16 protein-coding genes are annotated in these 18,573 nt (G+C 69.7%); 8 read left to right on the plus strand and 8 right to left on the minus strand.

Going from position 1 to position 18,573, the window contains the following annotated elements:
- Nucleotides 1–185 precede the first annotated feature (185 nt).
- The 8 genes from ISF28_RS14910 (at nt 186) to ISF28_RS14945 (ending at nt 8,831) form a co-directional block, all read left to right on the plus strand.
- Nucleotides 186–1,454: an efflux RND transporter periplasmic adaptor subunit gene (locus ISF28_RS14910; protein ID WP_198117959.1), complete on the plus strand. Its 1,269-nt coding sequence runs from the start codon at nt 186–188 to the stop codon at nt 1,452–1,454.
- 18 nt (nt 1,455–1,472) lie between these two features.
- Nucleotides 1,473–2,192 (plus strand): ABC transporter ATP-binding protein, encoded by a 720-nt coding sequence (locus tag ISF28_RS14915; RefSeq protein WP_198117960.1) that lies wholly within the window; start codon nt 1,473–1,475, stop codon nt 2,190–2,192.
- Nucleotides 2,193–2,203: 11 nt separating this feature from the next.
- Complete coding sequence (locus tag ISF28_RS14920; RefSeq protein ID WP_198117961.1) at nt 2,204–3,514, plus strand: ABC transporter permease; 1,311 nt, start codon at nt 2,204–2,206, stop codon at nt 3,512–3,514.
- A 10-nt stretch (nt 3,515–3,524) separates the two neighbouring features.
- Nucleotides 3,525–4,760 carry an ABC transporter permease gene (locus tag ISF28_RS14925; protein ID WP_198117962.1) on the plus strand — a complete coding sequence of 412 codons (1,236 nt, stop codon included), beginning with the start codon at nt 3,525–3,527 and terminating at the stop codon, nt 4,758–4,760.
- A 24-nt stretch (nt 4,761–4,784) separates the two neighbouring features.
- Entirely contained in the window at nt 4,785–6,119 is a 1,335-nt protein-coding gene (locus tag ISF28_RS14930) for a sigma-54-dependent transcriptional regulator (RefSeq protein WP_198117963.1), read from the plus strand.
- Nucleotides 6,116–7,447, plus strand: a complete 1,332-nt coding sequence (locus ISF28_RS14935) for a sensor histidine kinase (protein ID WP_198117964.1) — start codon at nt 6,116–6,118, stop codon at nt 7,445–7,447. The genes ISF28_RS14930 and ISF28_RS14935 overlap by 4 nt, the downstream gene beginning before the upstream one ends.
- Nucleotides 7,448–7,650: 203 nt before the next feature.
- Nucleotides 7,651–8,061: an energy transducer TonB gene (locus ISF28_RS14940; protein ID WP_198117965.1), complete on the plus strand. Its 411-nt coding sequence runs from the start codon at nt 7,651–7,653 to the stop codon at nt 8,059–8,061.
- Nucleotides 8,061–8,831, plus strand: a complete 771-nt coding sequence (locus tag ISF28_RS14945; RefSeq protein WP_198117966.1) for a spermine/spermidine synthase domain-containing protein — start codon at nt 8,061–8,063, stop codon at nt 8,829–8,831. The genes ISF28_RS14940 and ISF28_RS14945 overlap by 1 nt, the downstream gene beginning before the upstream one ends.
- On the opposite strand, the gene ISF28_RS14950 is transcribed toward ISF28_RS14945, so the two are convergent.
- From ISF28_RS14950 to ISF28_RS14985, 8 genes are all read right to left on the minus strand, one after another.
- Nucleotides 8,791–9,852 carry an MBL fold metallo-hydrolase gene (locus tag ISF28_RS14950; protein WP_198117967.1) on the minus strand — a complete coding sequence of 354 codons (1,062 nt, stop codon included), beginning with the start codon at nt 9,850–9,852 and terminating at the stop codon, nt 8,791–8,793. The two genes, ISF28_RS14945 and ISF28_RS14950, sit on opposite strands and share 41 nt — an antisense overlap.
- Before the next feature lie 61 nt (nt 9,853–9,913).
- On the minus strand, nt 9,914–11,434 hold the full coding sequence (locus tag ISF28_RS14955) for a hypothetical protein (protein WP_198117968.1): 1,521 nt from the start codon (nt 11,432–11,434) through the stop codon (nt 9,914–9,916).
- The gene (locus ISF28_RS14960) at nt 11,431–13,416 is read right to left on the minus strand and encodes a hypothetical protein (RefSeq protein WP_198117969.1); all 1,986 of its coding nucleotides are present in this window, start codon (nt 13,414–13,416) and stop codon (nt 11,431–11,433) included. The genes ISF28_RS14955 and ISF28_RS14960 overlap by 4 nt, the downstream gene beginning before the upstream one ends.
- Nucleotides 13,400–14,383: a BatA domain-containing protein gene (locus ISF28_RS14965; protein WP_229519101.1), complete on the minus strand. Its 984-nt coding sequence runs from the start codon at nt 14,381–14,383 to the stop codon at nt 13,400–13,402. Before ISF28_RS14965 ends, ISF28_RS14960 begins: the two co-directional genes overlap by 17 nt.
- Entirely contained in the window at nt 14,380–15,276 is an 897-nt protein-coding gene (locus ISF28_RS14970; RefSeq protein ID WP_370663436.1) for a DUF58 domain-containing protein, read from the minus strand. The genes ISF28_RS14965 and ISF28_RS14970 overlap by 4 nt, the downstream gene beginning before the upstream one ends.
- Before the next feature lie 2 nt (nt 15,277–15,278).
- Complete coding sequence (locus ISF28_RS14975; RefSeq protein ID WP_198118101.1) at nt 15,279–16,202, minus strand: AAA family ATPase; 924 nt, start codon at nt 16,200–16,202, stop codon at nt 15,279–15,281.
- 87 nt (nt 16,203–16,289) lie between these two features.
- Nucleotides 16,290–16,910: a DUF4159 domain-containing protein gene (locus ISF28_RS14980; RefSeq protein WP_198117970.1), complete on the minus strand. Its 621-nt coding sequence runs from the start codon at nt 16,908–16,910 to the stop codon at nt 16,290–16,292.
- Nucleotides 16,911–16,914: 4 nt separating this feature from the next.
- Nucleotides 16,915–18,552, minus strand: coding sequence for a TldD/PmbA family protein (locus ISF28_RS14985; protein WP_198117971.1), 1,638 nt, complete (start codon nt 18,550–18,552; stop codon nt 16,915–16,917).
- Nucleotides 18,553–18,573: the final 21 nt, after the last annotated feature.

Here is an 18,573-nt window from a genome sequence, read left to right on the forward strand (position 1 = left end):
ATGATTGTTGGCAAGAAACTATGGCCGGTTTCCAGGATATCAAGACCGTCCGCACTGTCCGTCCGGACCCGGGCGGACAGTCGCGGACGCGCCCGTGTCCGCCATGCAGTCCTGTGAAATCAATGGGTTAGCGCTTGGCATGGATCGTGCAAATACGGTACTGTCCACAACCCCGTGTCCACACCATGATCCGCGATACATCACAACAAGACGCCGTCATCGCCCCGCCGGCGGGTTACAAGCTCAAACGCCGCGCGCTGTGGATCGGCAGCGCCGTCATCGTCGCCGCCCTGTGCGCCGCCCTCGTGTCGACCTGGCGCGGCAGCGAAGCGTCCGTCAACGCGGCGCGCCTGCGCATCGCCGCGGTCACGCGCGGCACGCTGGTGCGCGACGCCTCCGTCAACGGCCGCATCGTCGCCGCCGTCAGCCCGACCTTGTATGCCAAGGCCGCGTCCACCGTCAACCTCAAGGTGGCCGCCGGCGACACCGTCAAGAAGGGGCAGGTGCTGGCCGTGCTGGAATCGCCCGACCTGGCGGACGTGTTGAAACGCGAGACGTCGTCCTACGAAGGCCTGAAGGCCGAGGTGGAACGCCAGCAGATCCTGTCGCGCAAGCAGAAGCTGCTGGCGCAGAAGGAGGCCGACACCGCCGAGATCGAACGCCTGTCGGCCCAGCGCACGCTGGAACGCTACGACAGCGTGGGCAAGGTGGGCATCATCGCCAAGAACGATTACCAGAAAGCGCAGGACGCGCTGCAGTCGGCCCAGATCCGCGCCCGGCACGCCGCGCAGGCGGCGGTGCTGGAAGGCGAGGACGTCGCGCTCGCGCTCAAGACCAAGATGAACGAACTGGAACGCGCGCGCCTGTCGATGGAAGAAGCGCAGCGCCGCGTCGACGAGCTGACGGTGCGCGCGCCCGTCGACGGCTTCATCGGCACCTTGAACGTGCAGGACCGCATGGTCGTTGCCGCCAACGCGCCGCTGATGACGCTCGTCGACCTCTCGAAACTCGAAGTCGAGGTCGAGGTGCCGGAGACCTACGTGTCCGACCTGGGCCTGGGCATGAATGCCGAGATCACGCTGCCGTCCGGGACCGCGACCGGCAAGCTGTCGGCGCTGTCGCCGGAAGTCGTCAAGAGCATGGTGCTGGCGCGCGTACGCTTCGACGGCGAACAGCCGAAAGGCCTGCGCCAGAGCCAGCGCGTGACGGCGCGCCTGCTCATCGAGGAAAAGCCGAACGTCCTGATGCTGCCGCGCGGCCCGTTCGTCGAAAGCGAAGGCGGACGCTATGCCTACGTCGTGCGCGACGGGATCGCCACGCGCACGCCGATCCGCATGGGCGCAACGAGCATCTCGGCCGTCGAAATCCTGTCCGGCCTGAAGCTGGGCGACAAGGTCGTCGTCGCCGGCACGGACGCTTTTAATAACGCACAGCGTATCTCGATCAACCAGTAACGAACCAAAGGACAAGCCATGCTGCGCATGACCAATCTCTCCAAGGTGTACCGCACCCACATGATCGAGACGCACGCGCTGCGCGGCTTCGAGATCGACGTCAAGGAGGGCGAATTCGTCACCGTGACCGGCCCGTCCGGCTCGGGCAAGACGAGCTTCCTCAACATCGCCGGCCTGCTCGAGGAATTCACGGCGGGCGAATACATCCTCGACGGCATCAACGTGAAGGGCCTGAACGACAATGCCCGCTCGCGCCTGCGCAACGAAAAGCTGGGCTTCATCTTCCAGGGTTTCAACCTGATTCCCGACCTGAACCTCTACGACAACGTGGACGTCCCGCTGCGCTACCGCGGCTTCAATGCGAGCGAGCGCAAGAAGCGCATCGAGGACGCGCTGGCCAAGGTCGGCCTGGCCTCGCGCATGAAGCATTACCCGGCCGAGCTGTCCGGCGGCCAGCAGCAGCGCGTGGCCATCGCGCGCGCGCTGGCCGGCTCGCCCAAGCTGCTGCTGGCGGACGAACCGACCGGCAACCTCGATACGCAGATGGCGCGCGGCGTGATGGAACTGCTGGAAGAGATCAACGCGGCCGGCACGACGATCCTGATGGTCACGCACGACCCGGAACTGGCCGTGCGCACCACGCGCAACGTGCACATCATCGACGGCCAGGTGTCGGACCTCGTGCGCCGCGGCCCGACGCTCGTCGACACCAGGTCCGCCTCGGCCACCACCGTTTGAAAGGGCGCACCATGTTCGGCTATTACTTCAAGCTCGGGGTGCGCAGCCTGCGCCGCAACCCGGCCCTCACGGCGCTGATGATCCTCACCCTGGCCGTGGGCGTGGCGGCGAGCGTGTCCACGCTGACGATCCTGCACATGATGTCGAGCGACCCGATCCCGCAAAAGAGCAGTCGCCTGTTCGTGCCGCTGCTCGACCCGGGCAATCCCGAAGACTATACGCCGGGTGCCGATCCGGACGACATCCAGATCACGTACCAGGACGCGCAGAACATGCTCAAGAGCGGCCAGGGCGTGCGCCGCACGGCGCTGTACGGCATCCAGGCGCCGGTGCAGCCGCCGCGCGCGGACATGACGCCGTTCAGCATGATCGGCCTCGCGCCCACGCGCGACTTCTTCGCCATGATGGACGTCCCGTTCCGCTACGGCCAGGCGTGGACGGAGCAGGCCGACGCGCGCGGCGCCGACGTCGTCGTGCTGTCGCGCGCCATCGCCGAAAAACTGTACGGGAACGTGGATCCGGTCGGCCGGCGCCTGAACCTGTTCGGCGCCCCGTTCACCGTCGTCGGCGTGACCGACAAGTGGATGGCGCTGCCGCGCTTCTACCGCCTGGCCGGCGGCGCGCGCTACGGCGACGACGAGGAGTTCTTCATCCCGTTCTCCGCCGCCATCCGCCACGAAATCACGCACAACGGCAACATGAGCTGCTCGGGCAATACCAGCGCGGGATTCGCGGCTCGGCTCACGTCCGAATGCACGTGGATCACGGCATGGTTCGAGACCGCATCGGCCGCCGACCGCGCCGACCTGCAGACCTGGCTCGACAACTACGCGGCCGACCAGCGCAAGCTCGGGCGCCTGAAACGCAACGCGCCGAACCGCCTGTTCAACGTGCCGGAATGGCTGGAGTACACGAAGGTCGTCGGCAAGGACAGCAAGCTGCAGACCTGGCTCGCGTTCGGCTTCCTCGTGCTGTGCCTCGTGAACACGGTCGGCCTGCTGCTGGCGAAATTCTCCGTGCGCGCGTCCGAGATCGGCGTGCGGCGCGCGCTGGGCGCCTCGCGAGCCGAGATCTTCCGCCAGTTCCTCATCGAGACGGGCGTCGTGGGCCTCGTCGGCGGCATGCTCGGGCTCGTGCTCGCATTCGGCGCGCTGGCCCTCATCGCCATGCAGGGCAAGCAGACGGCCGCCGTGGCGCACATGGATTGGCAGATGCTGATCCTGACCTTCGTGATGTCGGTCGGCGCCGCCATCCTCGCCGGCCTCCTGCCGACCTGGCGCGCCTGCCAGGTCACGCCGGCCATCCAGCTCAAATCGCAGTAAGGAGAACGCCATGGAAATCCGCCCCATCCTGTCGGCGCTGCTGCGCAACAAGACCGGCCCGATCCTCGTCGCGCTGCAGGTCGCCCTGAGCCTGGCGATCCTCGCCAACGCCGCCCACATCGTCAACGACCGGCGCGCCGTCGCCGCGCGGCCGTCCGGCCTGTCGGACGAGCATTCGACGTTCTACGTCTCGGTACGCAACCTGTCGAACGACACGCCGGAGCAACAGCTGGCCGACGTCAAGCGCCGCACCGAATTGCTGCGCGCGGTGAGCGGCGTGGCGTCCGTCGCGAACACGACCCAGATGCCGATGGGCCGCAGCGGCAGCAACAACAGCGTGGCCGTCGATCGCCGCCAGGCCCGCGCCACCGCGATCGCCTCGACCTATTTTTCGGGCGACTCGCTCGTCAAGACCTATGGCCTGAAGCTCGTCGAGGGACGCGACTTCCTGCCGCAGGAACTGGTCGACCTCGACGCGAGCAAGACGAACACGGCGCCGCCGCAGGTCATCGTCTCCAAGGCGCTGGCCGACAAGATGTGGCCCGGCCAGTCCGCCGTCGGCAAGACGATGTTCTTCGGCACCGGCAACGACGCCCAGCGCACGCAGGTCGTGGGCGTCGTCGATACGCTGATCAGCACCTCCGCGGAAGTCGGCGAACAGGGCGAATATTCCGCCATCCTCCCAGGGCGCGTGGTTGGCTTCGGGCCGTCCCAACTGTATGCGATCCGCACCGAGCCGGGCCAGCGCGACCGCGTGATGAAGGAAGTCGAGGAAGCCCTGCACAAGTCGTCGGCCACGCCGATGATCACGAAAATGAAGACCGTCGACGAAGACCGCAAGGAGCGCTACCGCGCCGACGTCGCGCTGCAGTGGATCCTGGTCACGGTGAGCGTGCTGCTGCTGTTGATTACCGCCAGCGGCATCGTCGGCATGGCCAGCCTGTGGGTCACGCAGCGCCGCAAGCAGATCGGCGTGCGCCGCGCGCTGGGCGCGAAGAAGACCGACATTCTGCGCTACTTCATCACGGAGAATTTCATGATCACGAGCGCCGGCGTGTTCGGCGGCGTGGCGCTCGGCCTCGCCCTGAACCAGCTGCTCGTCAGCGAGCTTGAGATGGCGCGCCTGCCGGCCGGCTACCTCGTGTTCGGCGCCCTCGGCTTCTGGCTGCTCGGCGTGCTGGCGGCCTACGGTCCGGCATGGCGCGCGGCCAGCATCTCGCCGGCGACGGCGACACGCAGCGTCTGATCGCGCGGTGATATGCTAGCGCGCATGCCTACCGTATTGATCATCGATGACAACGCCGCCGTCGGCATCGCGCTCGACGTCCTGTTCTCGCTGCACGACATCGCGTCGCTGCGCGCCGCGTCGCCCGAAGAAGGCCTCGCCCTCCTCGCGCGCGAGCCGGTCGACCTGGTCATCCAGGACATGAACTTCACGGCCGACACCACGTCGGGCGCGGAAGGCGTGGCGCTGTTCCGCGACATCCGCAAGCTGTATCCGGACCTGCCCGTGATTTTGCTGACGGCGTGGACGCACCTGGACGCGGCCGTCGACCTGATCAAGGCCGGCGCCGCCGACTACCTGTCGAAACCGTGGAACGACGACCGCCTGCTGGCGACCGTGACGAACCTGATCGAACTGGGCCAGGCCAACCGCGCCCTCGGCCAGCGCCTGCAGCGCGAACGCCGCGCGCGGCGCGAGCTGGAACAGAACTTCGACCTGCGCGGCCTCGTATGGGCCGATCCGGCCACGGAACGCGTGCTGAGCCTCGCCTGCCAGGTGGCGCGCGCCGACGTGCCGATCCTGATCACGGGGCCGAACGGCACGGGCAAGGAACGCATCGCCGAGATCATCCAGGCGAATTCGCAGGTAGCGCGAGGCCCGTTCGTCGTGCTCAATTGCGGCGCCCTGCCGTCGGAACTGATCGAGGCCGAGCTGTTCGGCGCCGACGCCGGCGCGTACACCGGCGCCTCGAAGGCGCGCGAAGGCAAGTTCGAAGCGGCCGACGGCGGCACGTTGTTCCTCGACGAGATCGGCAACCTGCCGCTGGCCGGGCAGATGAAACTGTTGCGCGTGCTGGAGACGGGACGCTTCGAGCGCCTCGGTTCCAACCGCGAGCGCCAGGTGAAGGTGCGCGTGATCAGCGCGACGAACGCCGACCTGTCCGCGATGATCCGCGCCGGGATCTTCCGCGAAGACTTGTTCTACCGCCTGAACGTCATCGAACTCAAATTGCCGGCGCTGGCGGCGCGCCCCGGCGACATCCTGCCGCTGGCGCGCGGCTTCCTCGCACCCGGCAAGTTCCTGCATCCGGGCGCGGAAGCCGCCCTGCTCGCCCACAACTGGCCGGGCAACGTGCGCGAACTGAAAAACGTGATGGCACGCGCGAACCTGCTGGCCCAGGGCGACACGATCAAGGCGGCCGACCTCGGCCTGCCGTTGCCGGCCCATGCGGCCCTCGATGCGGAGCCGGACCGCGACGCCATCACCCAGGCGCTGGCGCGCGCGGGCGGCGTGATCGCCCAGGCGGCGGCCGAACTCGGGCTGTCGCGCCAGGCGCTCTACCGCCGCATGGAGCGACTGGGCATCGCCCGCGGCGCATGAAATTCCGCTTCTCGCTCGTCACGCGCTGGTCCGCCCTCGTCGGCACGCTGCTGGCGGTCGGGATCCTGATCGCGCTGGCGCTCGACCACCTGCTGCCGGGCCGCCCGCTGGCTGTGCTGGGCATCTGCCTGCTGTGCGTCGTGCCCATCTCGATCATCACCCTGCGCTCGCAGGTGCAGCCGATCCTGTCGCTGTTCCGCGCCCTCGAAGGGACGGTGACCAGTTACCGCGACGGCGATTTCTCGTTCAGCCTGCACTGGCCGCAGAACGACGAACTGTCGGACCTCATCGCCGCCCACAACGCGCTGGGCGAAGTGCTGCGCGAACAGCGCCTGGACCTCGTGCAGCGCGAGCTGCTGCTCGACACGATGGTGCAGAACACGCCGGTCGCCATGCTGCTCGTGACGGAACCGCCCGGCGCGCCCGAACGCAATGCGCGCGTGATCGTCTACGCCAACGTGGCCGCGCGCCAGCTGCTGTTCGAGGGCCACAAGCTGGAAGGCCACGACCTGCACGGCGTACTGGAACAGACGCCGGCGCTCGTCGAGGCGCTGGCGCGCGGCGGCGACGGCCTGTTCACGGCCGGCGACGGCGAAGAAGAAGAGGTGTATCACCTCGCCCGCCGCAACTTCAGCCTGAACGGCCGGCGCCACGAACTGCTGCTCCTGCGCCAGCTGACGGCCGAGCTGCGGCGCCAGGAAGTGCAGACGTGGAAAAAAGTCATCCGCGTCATCAGCCACGAGTTGAACAATTCGCTGGCCCCGCTGGCGTCGCTCGCCCACTCGGGCACGGAGCTCGTGCGGCGCGGCCAGACGGAGCGCCTGCCGCAGATCCTGCAAACCATCGGCGAGCGCACGCGCCACCTGGAGAGCTTCATCCTCGGCTACGCCCGCTTCGCCAAGCTGCCGGCGCCCCGCCTGGAAGCCATCGCCTGGACCGACTTCGTGGCCGGACTGGCCGACCAGGTCGCGTTCCGCCTCGGCGGCGAGCTGCCCGAAGCGCCGGCCCGCATCGACCGCGCGCAGATGGAACAGGCGCTGCTCAACCTGTTGAAAAACGCCCACGAATCCGGCTCGCGCCCGGAAGACGTCGAACTGCACGTGCGCAGGGTGCACGACGTCGTACGCATCGACGTGCTCGATCGCGGCGCCGGCATGAACGACGCCGTGCTGACGAACGCCCTCGTCCCGTTCTACTCCACCAAGCGCAGCGGCACGGGCCTGGGCCTGGCACTGGCGCGCGAAATCGCCGAAGCCCACGGCGGCCGCATCACCCTCGGCAACCGCGAAGGCGGCGGCCTGGCCGTCACCCTGATCGTCCCCGCCTGAAATTCGGGGTCAGAGCACTCTAATTTGACCCGAACCGCCGGATTGAACGCCGTTCCCCGCACTTGCGCGCCCGTTGCACGACGTTGAGCGCAACGGCAAATTACAATGTGCTCTGACCCCGAATTTTGCTGACCCCGAATTTTGGGTCGGGGTGCACGATCGTGCGATACTTCGGGTTTCGTCGACGTTGGAGACCGCGAAGGATGTTGCGACTTCCCTTGTTTTGCATGACCGCGCTGGCGCTGGCCGGTTGCGTCCAGTCCCCCGCCACCCGCGTGGCCGCCGCACAGGCGCAGCCGCAAGCGCAGCCGCAGCCGCAGGCGCAAACGCCGCAGCAGCAACGTCAGCAGCCGCTGCCGGGCGAGGATTGCGCGCGCCCCGTCTATCCGCCCGAGGCCGTGCAGGCGCGCATGAGCGGCGTGTCGATGATGGCCTTCCTCGTCGGCAGCGACGGCAAGGTGCGCGAAACGCGGCTGCTCAAGTCGAGCGGCTATACCATCCTCGACCAGGCCGCCGAGGCCGCGCTCAGGCTGTGCCGCTTCAAGCCCGCGGTCAAGAACGGCCACACGGTCGCGGCGTGGCAGCCCGTCCAATATGCGTGGTCGTTGCCGTAATGTCGAACGCCCGCGATCCCCGCTTTTCCCGGCCCGGCCATCCGCCGGCCACCATCACCGAATTCGAGGGCGTGCGCTCGCTGCACCTCGGCACCTCGTGGGTGCAGGGTGCGATGCGCCTGGCGCGGCCCGATGCGATCGAGCTCGAATACGTGCAGATGATGATGATGTGGATGCTGTTCCTGCCGGACCCGCGCCGCATCGTGCAACTGGGCCTCGGCAGCGCCGCGCTGACGAAGTTCTGCCACCAGCGCTTTCCGCAGGCGCGCGTGACGGCCGTCGAGCTGAATCCGAACGTGATCGCCATCTGCCGTGACTATTTCGGGCTGCCGCCCGACGACGCCCGCCTGGACGTGCGCGAGATGGACGCCCTCGACTTCGTGCTGGACGAATCGAACCACGGCACGGTCGACGTGCTGCAGGTCGACCTGTACGACGAGGAAGCGCGCGGCCCCGTGCTCGACACGCCCGAGTTCTACGCCGCCTGCGCCGCGTGCCTCAAGGATGGCGGCATCATGACGGCCAACGTGTTCGGCGATTTTTCCAGCTACGACAAGAACCTGGACGCGATGGAAGACGCCTTCGACGCCGTCGTCTGGCTGCCCGAGGTCCACGACGCCAACATCGTCGTCATCGCCTTCAAGGACGCGCCGCAGATCGATTTCTCGGTGCTGTACGAGCGCGCGGCCGACATCAAGCGGCGCTACAACCTGCCGGCCAAGAACTGGGTCAACGGGTTGAAGGAGTGGATGCGCGACCACCAGGGCTGATGGGCGGCGCCGTCTCCGGCATCGCCGCATGCCACCACGCGCCGCCCTCGTGCGGCTGCGCCAGCGCCAGGCGCTCGCCCATCATCGGCGTCGCCAGCTTCACCCCCGCGGCGCGCGCGAGGTCGCGGATGCGCTCGAACGGCTCGTACCACGGATGCAGCGACAGGTCGAACGTGCCGTTGTGGACGGGCACCAGCCAGCGCCCGCGCAGGTCCAGGTGGGCCTGCAGCGTCTCGTCCGGGTGCATGTGCACTTCCGGCCACATCGTGTTGTAGGCGCCGTTCTCGAGGAACGTCACGTCGAACGGGCCGTGGCGCTCGCCGATGGTCTTGAAATCGTCGTGGTAGCCCGTGTCGCCGCTGAAGAACAGGCGCAGGCCGGCCGCTTCGATCACCCACGACGCCCACAGGGTGCGGTCGCCGTCGCGCAGGCCGCGGCCGGAAAAATGCCGCGACGGCGCGGCCGTCAGGCGCAGGCCGGCGACGTCTGTCGACTGCCACCAGTCGAGCTGGCGCACACGCGTCGCGTCGACGCCCCAGCCGACGATGCGGTCGCCCACGCCGAGCGGCGCGACGAACAGGTCGGCCTTGGGAATCAGGCGCACGATGCTGCCGTGGTCCAGGTGGTCGTAATGGTCGTGCGACAGGATCACGCCGGCGAGCCGCGGCAATGCCTCGATATCGATGGGCGGCGCGTGGAACCGCTTCGGCCCCGCCCACTGCACGGGCGCGGCGCGCTCGGAAAACACGGGGTCCGTGAGCCAGTAGCGGCCGTCCAGCTTGAACAGCATCGTCGAATGCCCGAGACGCCACAGGCTCGCGTCGGGCGCCGCTTCGATGTCGGCCGTGCCCAGGGCGCGCACGGGCAGCGCCTGGTCCGGCACCGTCGTCTTCGGCTTCGCCGTCGAGAGCTTCCAGATCAGGGACAGCACCTCGCGCAGGCCTTGCCGGCGGCGCGGCACGACGTTGCGAAAGCGGCCGTCCGGATGACGGGGCGCGGCGGTGGCGGACGATTCGGACATGGCGGCGGCGGACGGGTCGATGGACGAAAGATGATCGCACGTTCCGGAAAAGCGTGCCGGCTCAACGCCGTTCGCGCCACCATAGGCCCAGCATCGCCAGCGCGAACGCGACGCCGAACGGCCACGCGGGCAGCGGCCGCGTCCCCGCCGCGACCGGGGCCGGCGCCGGCGTGCGCGCCGCATAGCGCGCGGTCGCGGCGCGGCGCTCGTCGCGCTGCCACAGCGGCCAGTCGCCCGGCGCATACACATAGACTTGTTCCTCGTCGGTGCCCACCCGCAGCTGCAGCCAGCCGCTCGCCGCCGGAAACATGGCCACGCAGGCCGCGTCGACCTGTTCGGGGCGGGGCTGCCAGGGCAATGTCTGCCCGAGCGCCGGCACGGTCACGGCGCCGCGCGCGCCGCGCGCACACACGGCGAGGCGCCGGTGCGGCAGCGGCATCTCGTCCGGAACGAGCCAGTCGACGTCCACGCGACGCTGCACGCGCAGGCGATCGAGCACGTCCTGCCACCACAGCGCCAGCCGGCGCGGCTGCTCGATCGCGTAGCGGTGCCAATCGCCCACGCCCAGCCAGGCGATGCGGCCGCGCTGCCAGTCGCGCATCCACAGGCCATCCGCGCCGGTCCAGTCGCCGGCGCGATCCGCACCCGGATTCAGGCCGGCGGACGCCATGGCCAGCGCGGTGCCGAACATCTTGTTGGCCGGTTGCGGCACCAGCGGCAGTCCCAGCGACCGCGTCCACGTATGGGCGTCGCGGGCGTTCGCGCCCAGCACGAGCAGCGGCGTGCCGCCGGCCACGCGCGCCAGCAGCGCGCCGCGCGCGGCCGCGCCGGCCTGTTCGAACCAGGCCGCGTCGACGATCTCCAGGTCCAGCGCCGCCATCTCCGCCCGCGCCGTCTCGGTCCGTTCCAGGCCCTTGCCCAGCGCGACCTGCCAGTCGACGACGGCGCGGCTGTTCACGAGCAGGTCGTCCAGCACACGCAGGTCGAACGACGGCGCGCCGAAACGGCCCCGCACCTGGAGCGGCGCCGGTTCCGTCACCGTGAACGGCACGGGCCCCGCGTCGACGACCTTGCCGGCCACGTCCAGCAGCCGCGCCTTCAGCACCAGCCGTTCGGCCACCGGCGGCAGCCATTGCACGGCGAGGTCGCCGTCGCCCTTCGCGTCGGCGAGCACCTGGTCGTTCTCGGCCAGCAGTTGCAGGCGGCCGGGCCCCGTCCACGAGCGGTGCACGGTGAGCGTGAACACGCGGCCCAGCGCCAGCGTGCGCGGGAAATCGAGGCGGATGGCGGGCGTGCCGGGCGGTGTCCAGATGAGCGGCCGGGCCGGCAGGTCGTCCCATTCGGCGCCGCGCAAGCCGTCGCCGGACAGCCGCAACGCGCGCACGCCGGCCACGGACAGCGGCGGGTGGGCCGCGTCCACCGTCAACGTCGCGCCGGCGTCGCCCGGCAACGCGAAATCGCCGACGATGCCGGCGAGTGCCACGCCGGCAACCAGCGCCAACGCGGCATCGATCCAGCGCCGGCGCGCGGCATACGCCAGTGCGGCCAGCACCCCGATGACGACGGCGGCAACGGTCATCATCGCGCACCGCCGCGCAGCGTCTTCACGAACGGCGTCTCGACGACGGGCCGCGCCTGCAGCAGCACGGGCGCGTCCGCCACACCGCCCCGCAGCCACGCCGCCAGCCGGGCGCGCGCGGCCGGCTGGCCGTCCGCCACGTCCTGGATCGCACGCTGCGCCGCGAGCCGCTGCTCGTCGGTGGCGAAACGTGCGCGCACCCAGTCGTGCGCCGTGCGCGTCCACAGCGCGGGCAACGGGCCGTCGCCGCCCAACGCCTTGACGAGGTCGCGGAGGTCCGCCGGCACGCTCGCGCCGGGCGCCGCCTGCGCGCGCCGGTAGCTGGCGCTGCCCGCCATGTCGCCGCTCATGCGCTTGCCCTCCTCGATCGGCGGCGGCGCGAACGCCGTCCTGTGCAAGTAGATGCGCTCCGCCTGCTGCAATGTCTTGATCGCGTCCAGCGCCTTGTACTCGGGCGGCAGCGCGGTCTTCGGCGTGATGGCGCGCAGCCCCTTTTCCGCATCCCACATCGCGGCCAGCGCGCGCCGCAGCAGTTTTTTCGTCGCGTCGTCGAACAGGGTCGCGTTCTCGGCCTGGTCGTGCGCGTGGCCGAATTCGTGCACCACGTCGACCTTGCCGCCGTGGCCGTGGCCGTGATCGTCGTCGTCGTCCTTGCCGAACAGCGTGGATTCCTCGCCGAGGAACTGGCCGTAGCGGCGGCGCAGTGCGGCCTGGTCGGACGCGATGCCTTCGCTGCGCGCGCGCACCTCGTCCGCACGCACCTTCTTATTGCGCATGTCGGCCACCAGCTGCTCCGTGTCGATGATCACCTGGCGCTGGCTGCGCAGGCTTTCCGGCTTGACGAGCGTGGGCAGCGCCGCCGTTTCGTCGTCCTGGTCCGATGCCGGCGCGGGCAGGCGCAGCGTGTACGTGGGCGACTGCACCGTGTGCGGCTTGGCCGCGTTGTCGGCGGCGCGCACAAAAAAGTACAACTCGTCGCCCGGCTGCATGCCGAGGTCCGTGAGCAGCCAGTTCCTGCTCCAGCCGCGCCGGCGCCGATCGCTCCCCGCCGGCAGCGGCAGTTCGCGGTCGCTGAAGCGGATGTTCTCGCCGCCGCCGCGCGCCAGGGTCAGGTGCAGGGTCGCCTGCCGGACGAGATAGTCGTCGGTGACGGTGACGGCAATGGCCGCGTTCTTCGCGTCGCGCGGCAGGTCCTTCGTCAACGCGTCCGGCTGCGTGACGGCGATGTCGGGCGGCCCGTCCGGGATCACCTTCAACGTGTAGCGCGTGCCGCGCCAGCGCCAGAAGACGGATTCCGTCGCCGTCCAGCGCGCGCATGCTTCGCCTGCGTGCAGAACCTGGCCGTCGCTGAGTTCGAGCGTTTCGCGCGCCGCGCGCGGATCGTCCAGGCACCATTCGACGATCGTCTGCTCCGGCACCTGCACATCCTTCGGCGCGGACGACGACGGCGCCCGGCCCGTGTACGCCGGCGGCGCCAGCTTCACGATCAGCCCCGCATGCCGCGCGGCCGCGGGCACGGGCCGTCCGGACGCCGGCGCCGCGGCGGCATGCGCGCCGCCCGCATGCGGCAACAACGCCGCGCCCGAGGCCAGAGCCGCGAACGCGAGATCCGCCGCGAGCCACGGCCAGCCGAACGGGATGCGCATGGCCGCGATGGCGCGCAGGCGGCGCGGCGTCAGCGCCGCATCGATGCGCGTCAACAGGCGCGCGCGTTGCAGGCGCGCGACGGACGTCTCCGGTTCCCGCGCCAGCAGCGCCGCGCTGTCTTCCATCGCGGGCACGGCGCCGTCGATCCAATGCGTCCAGCCGTGCGCCACGCGGCGCTGCAGGTGCAGGCCATCCCACGCGCAGAACGCGGACCAGGCCAGGAGGCCAGGCCCCGAGCGCAGCAACAGCCACGGCAAGGCGCCGGCCGTCCACAAGGCGGCCCGGCGCAGCGTCGCGGCGCGCGCCAGGCGCCGCGCGATGTCAACGCCGCCGGACATGCGTCACCATCCTTTCCAGCGCAAACAGCACGACGAGCGCGAGATTCAACCAGCCGCGCAGCGCGCCGGACGCCGCTCCGGCCGGCGCGGCGGCATCCGGCACGAGCGCCTGCGCGGGCGCCGTGTACGGCTGCGCGCCCAGATGCAAGCGCTGCCACGCGGCGAACAGGGCGCGCGCGCCGTCCGGGTCCGCCGGCGGCCAGCCGTCCGCATGCCACAGGCGACCGCGCGGGCTGTCGGCCCAGCGCATGCCGTCGACGCTGGCTGCCTTGGCCAACTCGGGGAATGCGTCCGGGTGCGCCGCCCACCACAGCGGCGCATGCAGGCCGGCCGGTGGGGCGTCGGCGCGGTCCCAGACGATGACGTCCGTGCGCGGCCCGGGCGCGGCGTCGACGACGATGTGCCACGCGCCTTCCGCCGCCGCGAACAGCCGGCGCCATGCCTCGGGACGCGTGCTGAACACCGCGACGTGCCGCTCGGCCGGCGCCGCCGCGGCCGGCGCCGTGCGCAACACGACGGCGTGACGGAAGCGCGGCTGTACGGCCGGCATGACGGCGTCGCCGACGACGAGCAGGCGCGCTTGGGGCCCAAATTCGCGCTCGTGCGCGTGCATCCACGCCATCGCGTCGCGGTCCGGCAGGCCGACGCGGCGCGCATCCCGGAACCCGGCGGCCGCGCGCTCCACGACGGCAGCCGGCGTGCCCGGCACCACGAGCACGGTGTCGCCGCGCCAGGCCACCACGAGATCGGCCAGCAGCGCGATCAGGGTAACGAGCAGCAGGCAGCGCAGCAGCATCAACGTCACGTCGTCCCAGCGCCACACGCGCCGCTGTTTCGGCTCGGCGGCGGGCAGGAAGCGCGCGGACGCGAGCGGCGCCGTCTTCGTCTGCTCGCGCTTCTTGCGGTGCCACAGGACGGGCAGCAGCACGACCGGCAGCGCCCACCACCATGCGCTCATCGGATTCATGCGGCGCGCGCTCCCGCCATGTGGGCACGCAACCAGGCGCGCAGGACATCGCCCGGCGCCTGCTCGATGCGGGCCTGTACCAGGGGCACGTCGTGGCGGCGGCAGTCCCGTGCGACGGCGTCGAAGTGGGCCGCGCGGTTGCGTGCGTAGACTTCGGCCACGTCGCGGCCGAAACGGTAGATGGCGCCGCCATGTTCAGGGTCGCGGTAGGACGGCGCCGTGTCGAACGCGGCCTCCGTCTCCGCCTGCGTGTGCAGGCACAGGGCGCGCACGTCGTGGCGCATGCGGCGCAGGCGCAGCAGCGCGTCCGACAGTGCCGACGGCCAGTCGAGGAAGTCGCTCACCGCGCACACGAGGCCGGGCGCGCGCGCAAAATGCAGGGCGGCGCGCAGGGTGGCGGCGCCGGGCAGCACGCCGTCCGCGGCGACGCCGTTCAGCCGCGCCAGCACGCGCCGCAGCTGGCGCAGCCCGCGCGCGGCGGGCAGGAAGTCGGCGCGCTCGCCCCGGCAGACGACGAGGCCGAACGCGTCGCCCTGGCGCTGCGCGATGGCGGCCACGCAGGCAAGCAGCACCCGCGCGTACTGCAGCTTCGTGAGGCCGTCGATGGCGCGGCTCGGTTCCGCCATCGACGCCGTCGCATCGAGCACGAGCCAGACGGCCACGTGGCTGTCGCGTTCCGCCTCGCGCACGAAATACCGGTCGGCGCGCGCCAGCAGTTTCCAGTCGACGCGGCGCCACTCGTCGCCGGGCACATAGGCCCGGTATTCCGAGAACTCGACGCCGGCGCCACGCTCGCGCCCGGCGTGAATGCCGTGGCCGAGTCCCGCCAGCACGTGGCGCACCACGAGGTCGAGATTGGTCGCGTGCGCGATCAGCGCCGATGCAGCCAGCACGTTTATTCGGCCCGGATGCCGGCGCGCAGCGCGGCGAGGATGTCGGCGATGGCGATGCCGTCCGCCTCGGCCTCGAAATTGCGCAGCACGCGGTGCGCCAGCACGGGCAGCAGCATCGCATTGACGTCGTCGCGCGTGACGGCCAGGCGGCCGTGCATCAGCGCGCGCGCCTTGGATGCGAGCACGAGGGCCTGGCCGGCGCGCGGGCCGGCGCCCCAGCCGATGTGCTTGCGGACCGCTTCCACGGGCGAATCGGCCGGGCGCGTGGCACGCACGAGACGCGTGGCGTAGCGCAGCATGGATTCCGAGATCTCGATGTCGCGCACGAGCCGCTGCAGGCGCAGCAAGGCGCCCAGGTCCAGTGCGGGGTCGGCATCAAGCAGGCCCGCGTGCGTCGTCGCGCCCACCATCAGCATCTCGTCGTCTTCCGTCGGGTAGCCGACGTCGATGCGCAGCAGGAAGCGGTCGAGCTGCGCTTCCGGCAGCGGGTACGTGCCGGCCTGCTCGATCGGGTTCTGCGTCGCCAGCACGAAGAACGGCTGCGGCAGCATATGCGTCCGGCCGGCAAACGTGACCGACCGTTCCTGCATCGCTTCCAGCAGCGCGGATTGGGTCTTGGGCGGCGCGCGGTTGATCTCGTCCGCCAGCAGCACCTGCGTGAACACGGGACCCGGCTGGAAGCGGAACACGCGCTGGCGCGTGGCCGGGTCTTCTTCCAGGATCTCGGTGCCGACGATATCCGACGGCATCAGGTCGGGCGTGAACTGCACGCGCCTAAACTGCATGTCCGTGGCCTGCGCCAGCGATTTCACCAGCAGCGTCTTGCCGAGCCCCGGCACGCCCTCGACGAGCGCGTGGCCGCCGCCCAGCAGGCACGTCACCAGCAGGTCGATCACGTCGCGCTGGCCGATGATCACGCGGCCCATGCTCGCCTTGAGCGCGTCCACCTTCGCCGCCAGGTCGGCGATCTCGTTCTCGGTCCATGCAGCTTCTGCCACGCGTTGACTCCTTTCTTATGCGCCCAATGCGTATTGAACGATGTTGACGGCAAACCGCGTATTGTCGACGGCCAGCCAGCGCTTGTTGCGGAAGTCGTAGTCCCACTCGCAGCCGTAGTCCTTGTTCGAGTACAGCACGCCAATGCGGCCGTTCACCTCGACGGCGCGCAGGTATTCGTGCACGAGATCGTCGCCCCAGCCATTCAGTTCGACGGACGTGTTGGGCGGCCCGTCGAAGTGGAAGAAGCTGGAATACAGGCGGTGGTTGTTCGGGATTTTCTTCAGGGCCGAGGCGCCGAAGATGCGCGCCATCTCGGCCTCGAACGACTTGGCGAACAGCCCGTCGATGTCGTGGTTGCAGTCGTCCGCGAACACGAAGCCGCCGCCCTTCACGTAGCGCTCGAAGTTGCGCCGCTCGCTCGGCGTGAACTGCACGAGCTTGTGGCCGGCCAGGTAGCAGAACGGCGCTTCCAGCATCTTCGGGTCCGACAGCGCGACGATGCGCTCGGCCGTGTCCACCCGCAAGGTCGTGTATTCGACGAGCGAGTTCAGGACGTTGCTGGGCATGCGCTGGTCCACGTCCCAGTCGCCCGATTCGTACGTCAGCCGCGTGAAGTAGAAATCGTACGTCGCCATGCCGTCACCCGATCTTGCGAGCCGTGTTGATCACGTTGATGCCGTTGAAGCGCGCCGTCGGAGTGCCGTGCGAGACGGCGCTGACCTGGCTCGGCTGGCCCTTGCCGTCGAAGAAGGAGCCGCTCATGCGCCAGTCGCGCTGGTCGCAGATCGCCGTGCACGCGTTCCAGAAATCCTGCGTGTTCGACTGGTACGCCACGTCTTCCAGCATCCGGCCGATCTTGCCGTCGCGGATTTCGTAGTACAGCTGGCCGCCGAACTGGAAGTTGTAGCGCTGCTGGTCGATGGAATAGGAGCCGCGGCCGAGGATGTAGATGCCGCGCTTGACGTCCTTCACCATCTCGTCCGGCGTGAGCTTGTTCTTGCCGGCGGCCAGCGACACGTTCGGCATGCGCTGGAACTGCACGTTGCTCCAGCTGTCCGCGTACGAGCAGCCGTGCGATTCCTTTTCGCCGATGATCCGGGCCTGGTCGCGCGTGGCCTGGTAGTTGACGAGGATGCCGTCCTTGATGATGTCCCAGCGCTTCGCCGGCACGCCCTCGTCGTCGTAGCCGACGGCGCCCAGCGAGCCCGGTGCCGTCTTGTCGCCGGTGAAGTTGACGATCTTCGAGCCGAAGTTGAATGTACCGGATTCCCATTTGTCGAGCGTGCAGAAGCTCGTGCCCGCGAAGTTGGCCTCGTAGCCCAGCACGCGGTCCAGCTCCGTCGGGTGGCCGACGGATTCGTGGATCGTCAGGAACAGGTTTTCCGGCGCCAGCACGAGATCGTACTTGCCCGGATCGACGCTCTTGGCCGTCAGCTTTTCGCGCGCCTGGCGGCCCGCGGTGCGCGCTTCCTCGACGATGTCGTAGCCGCCGTCGTACAGCGTGGTCACGCCGCCGGCCGCGCGCACCTTGTGCTCGGGCTTGACGTCGAACCACTCGTAGCCCATGCCGACCGGCGGCGCCAGGCCCGCGCGCGAGCGGAACTTGCCGGTCGCCTTGTCGACGGCCGTCGCGTTGATCGGCGCCCACAGGCGGTGGATGTCCTGGTCGACGTACGAGCCGTCCGTCGACGCGAAGTATTTTTGCTGGTTCACCTGGAACAGGTTCGCGCGCATGAAGCTGGCGCCGGCCGCGAGGCCGGCCCGGTTCGCGGCGATCAGCATGTCGGCCTTGTCCTTGATGGGCACCGTGCGCCAGTCGCGCTTGATCGGCGTGGCCCACGCCACCTCGCCCAGGCTTTTCACCGGCGCCAGTTGCACGGGCTGCGACTGCAGCTTCGCGTTCGCCCGGGCGATGGCCACGGCCTGGCGCGCGGCGCCGGCGATGGCATCCGGGGTCAGGGCATTGGTGGCGGCGAAGCCGTAGGCGCCGGCGGCGATCACGCGCACGCCGACGCCGGTCGATTCGGTATTCGTCACGCTCTCGACGTTCAGGTCGCGCGTGGTGATGTACTGGTTCAGGTAGCGGCCGATGCGCACGTCGCAGTAGGAGGCGCCCGCCTTCCTGGCGGCGTCCAGCGCGGTGTCGGCCAGCGCTTTCTTGACGCTCAGGGCCAGGGGATCGAGCAGTTCCTCGGCGGCGATCGCGTTGCCGAACACGGGGACCAGCATGGCGCCGGCCGTGCCGGCACCGATTTTGAGGAAGGTACGGCGTTCCATTGTTTCTCCAGTGCGCGCGTT

The organism is Massilia rhizosphaerae (assembly GCF_016093545.1).
In the GTDB taxonomy this organism is placed as follows: domain Bacteria; phylum Pseudomonadota; class Gammaproteobacteria; order Burkholderiales; family Burkholderiaceae_D; genus Telluria; species Telluria rhizosphaerae.

Bases quoted from the DNA above. Each gene is read 5' to 3' on its own strand.
- ISF28_RS14910 (WP_198117959.1), top strand. From the start codon at position 186: ATGATCCGCGATACATCACAACAAGACGCCGTCATCGCCCCGCCGGCG.
- ISF28_RS14915 (WP_198117960.1), top strand. From the start codon at position 1,473: ATGCTGCGCATGACCAATCTCTCCAAGGTGTACCGCACCCACATGATC.
- ISF28_RS14920 (WP_198117961.1), top strand. From the start codon at position 2,204: ATGTTCGGCTATTACTTCAAGCTCGGGGTGCGCAGCCTGCGCCGCAAC.
- ISF28_RS14925 (WP_198117962.1), top strand. From the start codon at position 3,525: ATGGAAATCCGCCCCATCCTGTCGGCGCTGCTGCGCAACAAGACCGGC.
- ISF28_RS14930 (WP_198117963.1), top strand. From the start codon at position 4,785: ATGCCTACCGTATTGATCATCGATGACAACGCCGCCGTCGGCATCGCG.
- ISF28_RS14935 (WP_198117964.1), top strand. From the start codon at position 6,116: ATGAAATTCCGCTTCTCGCTCGTCACGCGCTGGTCCGCCCTCGTCGGC.
- ISF28_RS14940 (WP_198117965.1), top strand. From the start codon at position 7,651: ATGTTGCGACTTCCCTTGTTTTGCATGACCGCGCTGGCGCTGGCCGGT.
- ISF28_RS14945 (WP_198117966.1), top strand. From the start codon at position 8,061: ATGTCGAACGCCCGCGATCCCCGCTTTTCCCGGCCCGGCCATCCGCCG.
- ISF28_RS14950 (WP_198117967.1), bottom strand. From the start codon at position 9,852: ATGTCCGAATCGTCCGCCACCGCCGCGCCCCGTCATCCGGACGGCCGC.
- ISF28_RS14955 (WP_198117968.1), bottom strand. From the start codon at position 11,434: ATGATGACCGTTGCCGCCGTCGTCATCGGGGTGCTGGCCGCACTGGCG.
- ISF28_RS14960 (WP_198117969.1), bottom strand. From the start codon at position 13,416: ATGTCCGGCGGCGTTGACATCGCGCGGCGCCTGGCGCGCGCCGCGACG.
- ISF28_RS14965 (WP_229519101.1), bottom strand. From the start codon at position 14,383: ATGAATCCGATGAGCGCATGGTGGTGGGCGCTGCCGGTCGTGCTGCTG.
- ISF28_RS14975 (WP_198118101.1), bottom strand. From the start codon at position 16,202: ATGGGCCGCGTGATCATCGGCCAGCGCGACGTGATCGACCTGCTGGTG.
- ISF28_RS14980 (WP_198117970.1), bottom strand. From the start codon at position 16,910: ATGGCGACGTACGATTTCTACTTCACGCGGCTGACGTACGAATCGGGC.
- ISF28_RS14985 (WP_198117971.1), bottom strand. From the start codon at position 18,552: ATGGAACGCCGTACCTTCCTCAAAATCGGTGCCGGCACGGCCGGCGCC.